This is a genomic window from Bacillus sp. FSL K6-0972 (genome assembly GCF_037976035.1).
Taxonomy (GTDB): domain Bacteria; phylum Bacillota; class Bacilli; order Bacillales; family Bacillaceae; genus Bacillus; species Bacillus haynesii.
Genome location: NZ_CP150260.1, coordinates 1,920,843 through 1,934,706, shown reverse-complemented (window position 1 = coordinate 1,934,706; position 13,864 = coordinate 1,920,843). Strand labels below are relative to the sequence as shown.

The window sequence follows — 13,864 nt, the reverse complement described above, 5'->3', positions numbered from 1 at the left end:
AGTATTTATATCATTCACCTCAATCTTTAAATGGCGGTTACTTTATACTATTTTTAAATCCAAAGGTTAAATAAACCCTCATTAATACCCAAGTTATACATGTAGTATACACCAAAAACAGCACTTATTACACCTGTCGCCATCCCTAGTGTTCCACTGATTGCTCCCCGTTTCTTACTCAGGACAAAAGGAATTCCAATGATTGTTGTAAAGAAAAGCATGCCAATAACTGTTCCTGCACCGAATATAAGAATATATATTGCCGCTTCCTCTATACTCTTTACGGTACTTATCGTTAACAAAACCATGGCTCCACTTCCTGCAAGACCATGAACTAAACCAATGAATGTTGATCTTAAGTATGTTACGTTTTTATAGCGGTGCTTATGGTCGCCGCTGCTTTGATGTGTGTGGAGATGTTTATGTTGATGCGTATGTACATGGCTATTCTTGAAAGATAGAATCGTTTTAACTCCTAAATAAACAAGCATAATTCCTACTAAAAATTCTAAGGACATCGACCACTTTTCTGATATTTGCCCCTTCATTACAATAACAATGAGTCCAACTATAAATAATGTTACCGTATGACCTATCCCCCAAAATATGCCCGCTAAAGAAGCTTGCCATAACTTTTTACTTTGACTTGCAATTGTCGATACCGCAATAACATGGTCAGGTTCAATTGCATGCTTGATTCCTAAAATTAAAGCCAACATTAAAACTGAGAATAATGTGCCTTCCACAAAAATGCATCTCCTTTTTATCTTGCCTGCTAAAAAAACCAACAATTGATCAGTTGCTGGTTTTTTTAACCGTTAATATTTTCTTAAAAAACTTGGGGCTTTGTTAAACCATTCTTGGTTGAGGATATGATGAAATTCGGAAAATAGTCTTTCGATGATCTGTGTTTGATTTGCTAATACCCGTACGGAAAACCCAGGGATAGGCAATAAAGATAAGCCTATTTTATATTCTTTTGTCTGAGTATCAATGGCCTGATATAAACGGTCAAGAAGGTCATGATCTACGTTTTCATTGATCACAATCATGGAACCTAAATGAGAATAGCCTTCCATTAAACCTAGAGTATCTATATTTTGTTTAGCCGGGCATAGTTTGATATGGTCATAGACTGCCAGCTCATTTTCCATATAGATTTCATTAATGAATTGAAGCATATCATAGGTGAATTTTTCTCCACTAGGAGACCATCCAGGAGTTACAATATCTGAATAAAGGAACGTACATCCTTTTTCAATATATACCACATTTTTTTGTTTATACCGTGCATCTTGATAGCCGATAAGCGGATCAGGAATGTACTCAAGATAACTGCCTTCCCTAAGGTTAAATTCCGTTTCCTGATATGCATGTGTACGCGGTGTCTTATATATTTTAGTTGCCGATTGGGTTGTTAATGTTAATCTTGCTTGTTTCTTCAGTGAAATCTTCATTTGATAGCGATCACCGTCTAAATAACCGCCGCCAGGGTTTAAAATGTAATAACAGGCTTGTCCTGATTCATCATGATAAATAGGACGCATGACTTTATACGCCCCCTGAAAATACACATTTTCCGCTATAGTCTTTCCATTTTTTTCTTCAGCGCCCAAACGCAAAACGCCTGTCCAGTCCCCCATCTTACTCCAGTCCTTTTAATAGTGCATTTTTCTTAATCCAGTCAATGACTTGATCAAGACCTTCATTCGTTTTTAAATTTGTAAAAGCAAATGGCTTGTCTCCGCGGAAAACCTTCGTATCAGATGCCATAACATCCAGGTTTGCTCCAACGAAAGGCGCTAAATCTGTTTTATTGATGATAAATAAATCAGATTTAATCATTCCTTGTCCGCCTTTACGCGGTATTTTCTCCCCTTGGGCAACATCAATAATATAGATTGAAAAGTCAACAAGTTCAGGGCTGAATGTAGCTGCCAGATTATCCCCGCCGCTTTCAACGAAAATAAGTTCAACGTCTGGATTCTTTTTCACTAGCTCATCAATGGCTGCAAAGTTCATTGAAGCGTCTTCGCGTATTGCCGTATGAGGGCAGCCGCCTGTTTCCACACCTATAATGCGATCTGCGGGAAGCACCCCGTTGTTCATTAAAAACTTGGCATCTTCTTTTGTATAAATGTCGTTTGTCACAACTGCCATACTCATTTCATCTTGTAAATGTCGGGTTAATTTTTCGACTAACATTGTTTTCCCTGCTCCTACAGGTCCTCCTACACCGATCTTAACTGGATTCATAACGAACACTTCCTTTTTTTATTAAGACATGAAAATACGAATATTTACACGTTCGTGCATCATCTGAGATAATTCTAAACCGGGGGAAACAATCCCAAATTCCTCTTCATTTAAACTTTGAATTTTTTCTGTAGCTTCGATTAGAACAGTCTGAAATTCTTGAATTGTCTTTTGACCTGCCACTTGACCTAGAGGGACAGCCCGTACTGCATTTTGAACAAGATTTGAGACTGCAGAATACAAATAGTACAAAGTAGTCGTTGATGAAGGGACGCCAAGATGATGACCTACTATCGTAAATACAATGGAGGGATGTCCAAACGATTGCTTTTGATCTATACGCTCCCGATACTTTGAAAGAATGGGTATTTCATATAGGGATTCAATAAGATTTAACATCCGCTCACCCATCCTTTGGGTTCCTTCTCTTGTTTCACGCGGCAAACTTTGAACAGTCAACATACGATCTAATTTCCATACTGTTTGTAAATCTTCCTTCTCTAACGCTTCATATACAAGGCGAGAAGCGATCCCATCTGAATAGATGAGCTGCTCGTTTACATACGTATGAAGCCATTGTACGAACGTTACTTGATCATGGACTTTATCTTCTTGGATGTAGGTCTCAAGGCCATACGAATGACTAAAAGCCCCTATAGGGAAGTTTGAATCGCATAGTTGGAGTAAAGATAGAATATTATTCATGGCTATGGCCGATATGGCGGAATGCCTGTTTTACTTTTCGGTCTTCACGTTTATAAGGAATTTGCAGGTCTTGAAGTAATTCTTCTACAAGATAATCATATTGAACAAGCATTTCATCCTCTTCAAACTGCGCCGGCAGGTGGCGGTTTCCTAATTGATGAGCGATTGTTCCCATTTCATTCAAGGTGCGCGGTTTGATGACTAATAAATCATCGGATAGTACATCGATAACGATCATATTTTTATCATTCATATACAAAACATCACCAGCGACAAGGTCACGCGGTTCTTTTAAACGTATTCCAATTTCGTTGCCATGATCTGTTTTCACCCGTTGGATTCGTTTTACTAAATGAGCACTTTCGAGGTAAACTTTTTCAATATGGCGTTTTTCAATTTCCTCTTTTTCCATGTTTTCAATATTTGTTACGATTTGTTCAATTATCATGACTCTCACCTCAGAATAGGAAATATCGTTGACCCATTGGCACCTTATCAACAGGGTCACATGTAATTAATTGGCCATTTACTTTCACTTCATATGTTTGTGGATCGACCGTTATTTCAGGAGTTTCGCAATTCAGCTTCATATCTTTTTTCGTTAATTTGCGAATGCCATGAACCGGAAGAATGATTTTTTGCAATCCAAGCTTTTCATGCACTTTGTCATCGAAAGCTGCCTGAGAAATAAACGTAATGGAAGTGCTGGACAGCGCCTTGCCAAACTGTCCATACATCGGACGATAAATAACCGGCTGCGGTGTCGGGATAGAGGCGTTAGCATCTCCCATTAAGCTCTCTGCAACAAAACCGCTTTTAATCACCATTTCAGGCTTCACACCGAAAAATGCTGGATTCCAAACAACGAGGTCGGCCATTTTCCCTGTCTCGATAGAACCGACATATTCGGAAATACCATGAGTAATGGCAGGATTAATTGTATATTTGGCAATATAACGTTTTACGCGGTTGTTGTCCGAAAGCTCGCTGTCACCCGCCATTGTTCCTCTTTGTTTTTTCATCTTATCGGCTACTTGCCATGTACGTAAAATAACTTCTCCAATCCGTCCCATCGCTTGGGCATCCGAACTAGTCATACTGAATACACCCATATCCTGGAGAATATCCTCAGCTGCAATCGTTTCACGTCTGATACGTGAGTCAGCAAACGCCAAATCTTCTGGAATAGATGGATTCAAGTGGTGGCAGACCATTAACATATCTAAATGCTCGTCTACCGTATTGACTGTATAAGGTAATGTCGGGTTCGTAGATGACGGAAGAACATTGTTAAAGCTGGCCGATTTAATTAAATCAGGAGCATGTCCTCCCCCCGCACCCTCTGTATGGTACATGTGAATGACACGATTTTTAATAGCTGCCATTGTATTTTCCATAAATCCGCCTTCGTTTAATGTATCCGCGTGAAGGGCAACCTGAACATCATATTTGTCAGCCACACTTAGGGCATGGTCGATAGCTGAAGCTGTAGCGCCCCAGTCCTCATGAACTTTCAGTCCAATGGCACCAGCGCGAATTTGCTCTACAAGCGGATCTTCTGAAGCAGCTTGTCCTTTTCCTGTAAACCCGACATTAATCGGCATGCCTTCTGCCGCTTCAAGCATTCGGTGCATATGCCACTCACCCGGTGTAACTGTAGTAGCCTTTGATCCTGCAGCAGGTCCTGTTCCTCCTCCAATTAGGGTGGTAAGACCTGAAGCTAATGCTGTTCTGATTTGCTCCGGATTAATAAAATGAACGTGAGTGTCAATTCCACCTGGAGTGACGATCATACCTTCAGCAGCAATAACTTCCGTACCAGCGCCAATCACAATGTCCACATTGTCCATGATTAGCGGATTACCCGCTTTTCCGATTCCAGCAATTTTGCCATCACGAATTCCAATGTCTGCTTTATAAATCCCAGTGTAATCTAAGATAACAGCATTCGTAATGACAACATCTGCTATTCCTTCTCCGCGTGTAACTAAAGGGTGTTGTCCCATTCCATCACGAATAACTTTACCGCCGCCGAATACAACTTCATCTCCATATGTTGTGTAGTCTTTCTCAATTTGGATGAGCAAATCTGTATCTGCCAGACGAATAGAATCCCCTGTAGTCGGGCCGTACATTTCAGCGTATTGCTTTCTTGGCATCTTGAAACTCATGATTGGTTCCCCTCTTTTTCTAATGATCCGTCCACTTTATTATTAAATCCATATACCCGACGTTCGCCGGCGTAAGGCACTAATTCCACTTCTTTTTCATCACCGGGCTCAAAACGCACAGCTGCTCCTGCCGGAATGTTTAGTCGCTTTCCAAATGCTTCTTCTCGTTTGAATTGAAGCGCTTCATTCGCTTCATAAAAATGAAAATGTGAACCTACTTGAACTGGGCGGTCACCTGTATTCGTTACAGTCAATTTAGACGCCGTTCTTCCGACATTACAAATGATATCTGTTTCTTTTAAAAATAGTTGTCCAGGTTCCATTTAAATAGCCTCCTACCAATTTTATTTAATTGGACTATGTACAGTTACAAGCTTTGTGCCGTCTGGAAATGTAGCTTCTACCTGGATATCATCAATCATTTCTGGAATGCCTTCCATTACATCTTCCCGCGACAAAATGGTTGTTCCATATTCCATCAGCTCCGCGACTGTTTTTCCATCCCGTGCTCCCTCCAACACTTCATACGTTATAAGTGCTACTGCTTCTGGGTGGTTCAATTTCAATCCCCGTTCTTTACGTCGCTTCGCAAGATCTGCAGCAACAACAATCATAAGCTTGTCTACCTCACGCGGTAATAGTTGCATCATGAAACCTCCCTGTATTTTTTTGTATGAATAAAAAAGTCTGCTAAATCAAAATGATCAAACGGGGAGCATTCTATCCCTTTCTTATAGGTGAGAGTCAGTTCATTACGAACATTACAGCGCACGAAAAATAAAGTGTTCCTGCCTGTTGTACAAAGAGACAACTGCCAAAAAAACATGCTGAAAATCATTAGATTTACCTTCACAAATAAAATGTAAGTTTGGCCACCTTTTATTCAACTATAAAACTGAAAATATACTTGATTCCCCGCTTCCATTTGAAATGAGTATATCATTTCTTACATATATGTCAATTTATATATTTAAAAATTTATATATGATACACTGAAGATATTATAAGTCAATACTTGAAAAGAAAGGAGAATATTCATTATGCGAAAAAACAAACACCATATATTAAGTGAGGGGGTGTTTTTCCCTTTAATAACAGCTTCTCTCAAAGGCATCTCTCAAGTCATCCTGATCGAGAATGTGATGACCGGCTTTCTAATCCTTATAGCCATTACTATTTTTTCCTATTATTTAGGTATAATTGCTTTGTTGTCCGCTATTATCGGTACCTTAGTAGGGAAACTTGGAGCAGCAGATGAAAAGATTATAAATCAGGGTCTGTTAGGATATAATTCAGTGTTAACAGGAATGGCATTGGCATCATTCCTAACTGGCCCTTACATGTGGCTTGTCGCTTTAATTGGATCAGCCGTAGCAGCCATTTTTACAGCCGCCATGATGCATGTTACGAAAAGAACCGAAGTTCCAATTCTTACATTCCCCTTTGTTATCCTAACGTGGTTTATATTGCTAGCTTCATACAAATTAACAGGAATTAGATTAAGCTCTGCCCTGATACCTCAGGATTTAACACACTGGAAACTAAAGATAGCAGGAGAAGTCAATTTAATGGACGGGATTTTCCATGGAATTGGACAAGTATTTTTTCTTAATAACACAGTATCCGGGATTTTAATTTTTCTCGCCGTATTTTGGGCAGGAAGAAAACTAGGACTTTATGCAGTTATCGGAAATGCAGTTGCCATCATCATTGCATTCCTTTTAGGAGGGGAGCGTTCTCTCATAACATTGGGTCTTTACGGGTATAACGCAATTTTAACGATTCTGGCTGTATCGGCCGTTTTTAAAAGTGAACATAACCGGTTTGCATTTTTATCAGGGATCATTTCAGCTTGTCTGACAGTGCCTATAACAGCAGGACTCAGCACGTATCTCTTGCCATATGGACTCCCTGTCCTAACAATGCCGTTTGTTCTTTGTTCATGGCTATTTTTAGGTGCAAGAAAGGTTCTGTCAAACTTATAGCATTGCCTATTGAAGATGTAAATCAGCCGACTTAGTGACAACATTGGTATGTAATAAGATTTGAGCTGGTAGAGCAGAAGAAATGCGAAAAGAGGTTATTCAAGAAATAAAAGTCATGGAAGAAAACCATGATGTCTTACTATACTAATCTACTCGCGTTTAGACATACATGAATGATAACTTGAGAAAAACGATGGTGAGCTAGAAGAGTACATAGGCCAAAAAATTTAACAGGAATGCCGGGATTTTTATAGGAATGTTCCATTTCATACAAAAAGAGTTGACACTCTCCCTTCCTCACAATAAACAAGCAGAGAAATATCCGGGCTCAATCGAAAGAGCAGAAGTGCATTACCACATGAAAAACAATAATGATGCCAGTCAGTCTGAAGATGTGCTGCGGCCGCTGCTCAGCTCTCCCCTGTTCCACTTTTATCTTCATGTTCTGTTACTGAACCAATTGTAATAATACGCAAACAGGGATAAACCCATAGCATACTGTTCCAGTTTTGCCTTCATTGATCATCAAGAGGAGCATAAATGAAAAAATAAAGAGGGATTGGACACAGGGAAGGCATCAAAAGTGAAGTTGAAAGTAACTGATTTGGTTAATGACCTTTTGAAGACATGAAAAAAATTCTGTCTCAGGAAGAATAAGAATACAAACCGATTGAGACAGAATTTTATATTACGGTTTACTTATACACGTAGCAAGTTCCTTGTATAACCGTAACACATGTATATGTTTCATGATAAGATTTACCTTGGCTGTCTCTAAAGAAAACAGTTACAGTATTGTTGCCATTCCATTGGAATTGGTAGGCATCTGGATACTTGTCTCTAATCGGAGTTAAATCCGGTGCAGCGCTTGCAGGTAATCCAGATACCAACAGAGCACCCGCAACTGCAACCGCTCCCGCTACTTTTTTGAGTTTGTTTTTAAACATAAACACATCCCCTTTTCGTTTTGTTTACCTATTAAATGCTTGTCCATTTAATAGACACCTTGACTTTAACACCTAAAGGATGAAAAAATTGTCAAACGGTGTAGAATTGAGAAATAATTCAAAAATAATACACATTTTTACAATTGATTAAACATAACTTTAATCACTTTTCACTCAAGATTCACTTTAATTCCATTCCTAGTATTTCAGATCTGTTTTATTTTAAGCTCCTTAAAAACATCGTTAGCTTCTTAAACCTTCCCATTTATACGCTTACCATATTGACCATTTAGCATCAATTTTTCCATTTTTTCGAGAGGCAAATCTGGTGCTGAAATGCTTGTGGGAATATATTTGAAAGTCGCTTCTTTACTGGCTTAAATATCTTGGTGAAATCCGGAAACCTTATCGATATTTCAGAAATGAAAAAGACCAGCCATAAACTCACGGAGAGTTTCACGACCTGGTCTCTAATAAAAGTTATTATATATGTTAATTTAGCAGTCTCAGATTTAAATTGCTACCCTGTCAGCAACATGATATGTTGTATTTGTTGATTGATCGTAGGAAGTGCCCACTAAACCAACTGCACCCAATAACAGAATAGAGCAAATTAGCACCTTAGCTTTCATGTACTGTCCCACTCCTTTGTATTTGTCTTCTTGCCTCAACTACTCTGCGGTAAAACTCAAGTGAATCATGTAGCATTTCTTTTCCTTGTAGAAGTTCGGCCACGATGACTCCATACTCTTCTATGTCTGCATACATACCTTTTTCACTGAAGAACTCAAAGGATTCTCGAACTGCGTCAAGGTCAAATGATAAATACAACCCGTAAATCATTTTCAGCTTTGTAAGGAATTCTTGGTCCTCAAACTTTTGAGCCCACTCCTTCCCCTCGAAGTACCGATCTTCTGCTTCAATCCATTTCTCTTGCTTCGCTTTAACGTGCGAAATATTAAAGAGGGCTTTTGGCAAAAAGCTGTGCTTTTCATTTTTATAAAGTTCAGCAGCCATTTGAAAATGATTCTCTGCTTTGTAAAGTTCTTCAAGTTGATTATAACATATTCCAATATTCAAGTGTGAAGAACCAATTAAATAATCAACTTGCAATTCCTTTGCATCTGACAGTGCTTTGCTGGTATGCTCCAGGGCTTTTTCAGGATTCATTTTATCCAGCCAGTTACCAGTCATTAAAAATTGGCATTGTACTCTACGCTGGCCGTATGTTGGCTGTTTTAAATAAATCTTATATGCATGATTAGCATAATACATAGAAAAATATGTTTGTTTCATATAGTAATAAATTTCTGACAATTTGAAATAAAATTCTGCCTTTTCAACATCATCGCTTTCAAATGAATTCAACTGATTTTCAGCATTCTGGTAGTAAGCCAAAGCATGAAGAAGTTCTTTTTGTCTAAAATGATACATTGCTGTGAAGAAATAGTAATAATATTCGAGCATACCATTCAAATTTTTCCCGCCTTTAGTCTTTTCCCTTAACTCTTCATAATGAACCTGTATATCTTTTGCTGCTTCTGGACAAAGGTAATCCAACATCAGCTTATGACGGAATTCAAGCAATGAAAAATATATAAGAACATCCTGATTTTCTTCCATTATAGCGATCTCTTGTTTAACCTCAGATTTCATTTTTTCAGCTTCATCAACCCAGTCATTTTTAAGGGCTACATACCAATAATTCATTTTCGTTGCAACTAGATCATAGGGTATTACGCTTTTATCCACCAAAATTAAAACCCCTTTCTTCTCTATTTTTTCTGATACTTGGCTCTTGGAAGCTTATTTAATTGTGTTGAAATATTCAGTATTTAAACGTGTGAATTTTCTTACATTTTTAAGCTTTCTTCTTTACCCCTTATCATGTCTGAACGATTGGTTTTACTTAGTTTCGTAAGAGTTAATATCGCAATTCCAGCTAGAATTTCAATCAGTCCGCCGAAAGCGATAACTTTTCCTGCACCAAAGGCAGCAGCTGCATAGCCGCTAATTAAAGCCCCTAATGGTACCATCACATGAGAGATCATTCTAATAACAGCAAATACTTGTGGCTGATCTTCATCTGCAACTGAGGTTTGAATAATGGTGTGTTCAGGTACGTTTATGGCACTGATGGTAGCCCCCAAAACAAATGCTGCGAGAAGAAGTAGTAATAAAACTGAATTCATTCCTGTAATGAAAAGTGCAATTCCTTCTATAATTCCAGCGGAGACAAACAATAGTCCGTATCGGTTCACTCTCACTTTAGTTAAGATAAACCCCATTAAAAAGGCTCCGGTAGCTGTTGCTACTCTTATGAAAGAATGAATGACCGAACCGCCGCCTAAATCTTCTGAAAGATAGATCGCTGAAAGCGCCTCCCAAGGAGCTGAACCGATATTTAACAAAACGCAGTATACGGCTAGCGGAAGCAAAATATGATGATTTCGAACAAGTACAAAACCTCTTTTTAGCTTTTTGAAATATGCGCCTTTTGGTTTCTGTTCCTGAGACCCTTCTTCTTTCAAGCTATATTTAATACACAAAACTAAACAGGCTGAAGCGATGTAAAATGGAAATATAATAAGCATTGTATAAGCGGCACCTATTACGGCAATCAATATACCGCAAATCATTAACGAGACCAATTTTACAATTTGGGCTGAAGATTCTATGGTGGCATTAGCTTTTTGAATAAGTTCATTCTTAACAATTTGCGGAATCATGGAAATGGATGCAGGATCATAAGAAGCCCCAGTTGCCGAATGTATCAGCATTAGTGAAATAATGAACCATAATGGTGAAAATCCACTAAAATAAAAAATTGGGATGATCAGCATCAATGAAGCCCTTGTTATATCTGCGGAGAACATCCAGAACTTAAGAGTTTTTGGCTTCATAAAAGGTGAAATCAACGGTGCTATTAAAGCTTGTGGAAGAAGGGTGACAGCTATTAGCATACCCGTTCCGACAGCTCCTTTTCCATCTAAAATGAGAAACCACAAAATAGAAGTAAAAGCAAAGCTGTCTGCGGTTATTTTCACCATTTTAGAGACAAACAGAAAGGAAAAATTTCTTTGCCACACAGTGGAGCCACTATTCATTCCTCAAAAAATCCCCCTTGCAAAAATCCCTCATTTTTACAGACTCTCACCAAAGCATATCCTATATTTGGTTTCTTGGTCAATGTAGGAAAGGAATAATTTAAGAAACATTAAGGTGAAAAAGGGAAAGATTTCATCACCCTTCTAGCATTCTGTTCATATGGAGCTTTAAAGCTGCTTTCCAGTACCAAGAGGTTCTTTCTTTTATTCCCCCTTCTTTGGTTTTTATATTAAGGATACTCAACAAACATGTCATCACATGTGACAGCTTGTTGATTGATTTCCTTTAAGGCTTTCTGACCCTGTTTGTGAAAATCACTATCATTCAAATCTGGAAAATCAACGATATGCCTGACTTTAGCAATGGTGGCGTTGGCTTTAGATACCAAATGTTTCGTTGTTCGACTGAAAGATTCAAAGAACTGTAGAAAAGGAATATGACATTCCTTTTAAATTCACGAATTGTGTCACCGACTTTCCCTTTTAAAGCATCACCAAGTGATGCAATGCCCTCAACATTTTTTTGACTTGAGCAAATTCGTCTGACTGCTGTTTTAATTGTTCCATCGTTTGATCAATGGCTTTGTGCAACGCCTGAACACCCAGAGTCTTCATGGCACTCTCCTCTAATACTAAAGTTGCAAACATTTTAGAGCTTATCAATAAATAGAAGAGGATTGGTGAATAAATCCTGCTTATCCAACAAAATGAATCCTTTGAATTGGAATAAATACCCTATTCGAACTCAAAAAAGACGACCAGAAATCCGGTCGTCAAGTTCTATAATAATTCTCCGCTGTGTAATATCTCCACTCCCAAAATGGCTGCCCGTGACACATAACATATCGGTCTAAAAATATCTCAAAATTTAAATCAAGAGGCTTATACTCCAGACCATCCTCAAGTAAATAAAGGTAGTTGGGATCTCCTTCCTTGAGCCTTTCTCTGTCAATAATAAGGTCGCACTCTTCCAACAAATGGCCAACTGGAATACCGCTAACATCCTCATACAATTCTTCATCTTTCAGTTCTGTATCAATTTCCTTGAGGTTAAATAAATGCAGACCTCCGCCAATATTCACTCCATCTAAAAGAATATCAAAAATTCTAGCTCCATTATGTAGAGTTAAAAATTTTTTATAATCAGCAGGAAGAGATAATTGATGATGTGATTCGAAAGCTCGTATATCGCTTTGAGAGGCTCCCCTGTCAGAGAATGTGACAAGAGTATCTGTAATTTCACCTTCAGAGCCAAGAATCTTAATGACTCCATTTTGATCTAATAGGCTATTTAAGCCATTCACGGTATTCTGAACAAAACTTGTCAAGTGCATCCCCTCACATTTACAGATTATTTATTTCTCCACCAACGTGAGACTTTCTTATGTACATCTATTTGAAGAGGAAACAAATTGCTCAGGATTTCGTAATCATTTGTCTTTTAAGGATATCCTATTCCCGGGTTATCTCAGTTTGGAATAATTAAGGTGATTTTTATTTAAAGGTTTAGGGGTAAACTGCAGCAAATCCAATAGTGCATGAAATAGCCTCCTTGCAAATCTCGCACCGACTTTCACTTGAAAAGAAGGTGCAGTCTTCCCCCTAAATGTTTCCTTTGGGGTATAACTAAATCGCTCCCAGAAATTAATAACTTTTATTTTTGCTGTAAGTCTTTGCTTTTCACTTCCTTTAATATCTCCCTAAGCAACTGTTGGGTTTCCTCGTTTTGTTTACGATTCATCTGGTTTTCCTTTACCAATACGATCATGTAATATAAAAATAAAATGATAGCAGAAAATATAAGCAAATTAGGCAACAACACACTTAACATTTTATATGTAAACCTCCTATTTAAAAAAGATGCCCATCAAGCTCTATGAACATCTTTTTTCCATTCAATATCTCCAGTAAGTTTTTAACACCCTTTTTGCTTGAAGTGAACAGTTGCACTTTGCCGCATTTTAAAAACTTGTTTACATAAAACGACTTCTTCAAGCGGCTGTTACTGATCACATCAATTTTTAAAATGGGGGTTTTTTATTTCTTCAAATTTTGACAAAAACAAGGCAGGTCTTGTTGAAACCTGCGCTTTCCCGAGAAATAATTGTGCTGACAAACCAATGTTTTATCCCTGTTTGCCTTTTCGGTAGATCAGCCATCCGGCCAGAATGATCAAAAGGCCCGATGCGTCATAAGCAAGGTCGAATAAGAGGCGGTTCGGGCTTAGCGGGTTGACGTGGTGAATCTGAAGAAGATGATGATTGATGATGCCCTCAAGGAAATTAAACCAGCCCGCCCCAAGCAAAGAGGCTCCCCAAAAGATGTGCTGCGGCCGGCTGCTGCCCAGTTCACCTCTGTTCCACAGCAGGATTCCGCCGATGAAAAGGATGACGAGCGAAAACAGATGGAACAGTCCGTCACTCATAATTTGGTGAGAGCGATCTGTATCCATGTACACGCTGTGCCATTGAAGCAATTGATGAAAAACGATGCCGTCGATCATGGCGATGATGCCGACGCCGAACAGAAAAGGTCCCCAAAACGCTTTTTTGTTTTTCATATGATTTGGCCTCCTTCACATGCTAATCTGTTATGTACCCGCCGGTTAAAATGATAAAACCGGTTATGTTTACATTCTCTCCTGAAAGCGATTATCCTCTTTTTACCATGGATATATTGAAAAGAAAAAGCTG

General features: G+C 38.5%; 14 protein-coding genes and 1 pseudogene. 1 reads left to right on the top strand and 14 read right to left on the bottom strand.

Annotated elements, in window-relative coordinates:
* Nucleotides 1-53 precede the first annotated feature (53 nt).
* The 8 genes from MKX80_RS09835 to MKX80_RS09800 all read right to left on the bottom strand — a co-directional run bounded on the left by MKX80_RS09835 (nucleotide 54) and on the right by MKX80_RS09800 (nucleotide 5,779).
* Complete coding sequence (locus tag MKX80_RS09835; protein ID WP_234113049.1) at nucleotides 54-746, bottom strand: sulfite exporter TauE/SafE family protein; 693 nt, start codon at nucleotides 744-746, stop codon at nucleotides 54-56.
* A gap of 72 nt (nucleotides 747-818) precedes the next feature.
* The gene (locus MKX80_RS09830; RefSeq protein WP_268310484.1) at nucleotides 819-1,643 is read right to left on the bottom strand and encodes an urease accessory protein UreD; all 825 of its coding nucleotides are present in this window, start codon (nucleotides 1,641-1,643) and stop codon (nucleotides 819-821) included.
* Between the two features lies 1 nt (nucleotide 1,644).
* Complete coding sequence (gene ureG / locus MKX80_RS09825; protein WP_154998809.1) at nucleotides 1,645-2,256, bottom strand: urease accessory protein UreG; 612 nt, start codon at nucleotides 2,254-2,256, stop codon at nucleotides 1,645-1,647.
* Nucleotides 2,257-2,277: 21 nt separating this feature from the next.
* Nucleotides 2,278-2,961 carry an urease accessory protein UreF gene (locus tag MKX80_RS09820; protein ID WP_154998807.1) on the bottom strand — a complete coding sequence of 228 codons (684 nt, stop codon included), beginning with the start codon at nucleotides 2,959-2,961 and terminating at the stop codon, nucleotides 2,278-2,280.
* Nucleotides 2,954-3,409: an urease accessory protein UreE gene (ureE, locus tag MKX80_RS09815; protein WP_154998805.1), complete on the bottom strand. Its 456-nt coding sequence runs from the start codon at nucleotides 3,407-3,409 to the stop codon at nucleotides 2,954-2,956. The genes MKX80_RS09820 and ureE overlap by 8 nt, the downstream gene beginning before the upstream one ends.
* Nucleotides 3,410-3,419: 10 nt before the next feature.
* Nucleotides 3,420-5,132: an urease subunit alpha gene (gene ureC / locus MKX80_RS09810; protein WP_154998803.1), complete on the bottom strand. Its 1,713-nt coding sequence runs from the start codon at nucleotides 5,130-5,132 to the stop codon at nucleotides 3,420-3,422.
* Nucleotides 5,129-5,455, bottom strand: a complete 327-nt coding sequence (locus tag MKX80_RS09805) for an urease subunit beta (RefSeq protein WP_043929269.1) — start codon at nucleotides 5,453-5,455, stop codon at nucleotides 5,129-5,131. The genes ureC and MKX80_RS09805 overlap by 4 nt, the downstream gene beginning before the upstream one ends.
* Before the next feature lie 21 nt (nucleotides 5,456-5,476).
* Entirely contained in the window at nucleotides 5,477-5,779 is a 303-nt protein-coding gene (locus MKX80_RS09800; protein WP_020451534.1) for an urease subunit gamma, read from the bottom strand.
* Nucleotides 5,780-6,172: 393 nt separating this feature from the next.
* Here MKX80_RS09800 and MKX80_RS09795 point away from each other — a divergent pair, with 393 nt between their 5' ends.
* Nucleotides 6,173-7,117 (top strand): urea transporter, encoded by a 945-nt coding sequence (locus MKX80_RS09795; protein ID WP_154998801.1) that lies wholly within the window; start codon nucleotides 6,173-6,175, stop codon nucleotides 7,115-7,117.
* A 695-nt stretch (nucleotides 7,118-7,812) separates the two neighbouring features.
* Here the strand turns inward: MKX80_RS09795 and MKX80_RS09790 are convergent.
* The 6 genes and pseudogenes from MKX80_RS09790 to MKX80_RS09765 form a co-directional block, all read right to left on the bottom strand.
* Nucleotides 7,813-8,064 carry a hypothetical protein gene (locus MKX80_RS09790; protein WP_020451531.1) on the bottom strand — a complete coding sequence of 84 codons (252 nt, stop codon included), beginning with the start codon at nucleotides 8,062-8,064 and terminating at the stop codon, nucleotides 7,813-7,815.
* A 621-nt stretch (nucleotides 8,065-8,685) separates the two neighbouring features.
* Entirely contained in the window at nucleotides 8,686-9,819 is a 1,134-nt protein-coding gene (locus MKX80_RS09785; protein ID WP_182070641.1) for a RapH N-terminal domain-containing protein, read from the bottom strand.
* Nucleotides 9,820-9,917: 98 nt separating this feature from the next.
* The gene (locus MKX80_RS09780; RefSeq protein ID WP_154998796.1) at nucleotides 9,918-11,171 is read right to left on the bottom strand and encodes an MFS transporter; all 1,254 of its coding nucleotides are present in this window, start codon (nucleotides 11,169-11,171) and stop codon (nucleotides 9,918-9,920) included.
* Nucleotides 11,172-11,446: 275 nt separating this feature from the next.
* A pseudogene (locus MKX80_RS09775) lies at nucleotides 11,447-11,786 on the bottom strand (T7SS effector LXG polymorphic toxin); the annotation flags it as partial.
* 158 nt (nucleotides 11,787-11,944) lie between these two features.
* Complete coding sequence (locus MKX80_RS09770; RefSeq protein ID WP_268332851.1) at nucleotides 11,945-12,505, bottom strand: SMI1/KNR4 family protein; 561 nt, start codon at nucleotides 12,503-12,505, stop codon at nucleotides 11,945-11,947.
* A 791-nt stretch (nucleotides 12,506-13,296) separates the two neighbouring features.
* Entirely contained in the window at nucleotides 13,297-13,731 is a 435-nt protein-coding gene (locus MKX80_RS09765; RefSeq protein WP_154998792.1) for a DUF2243 domain-containing protein, read from the bottom strand.
* Nucleotides 13,732-13,864: the final 133 nt, after the last annotated feature.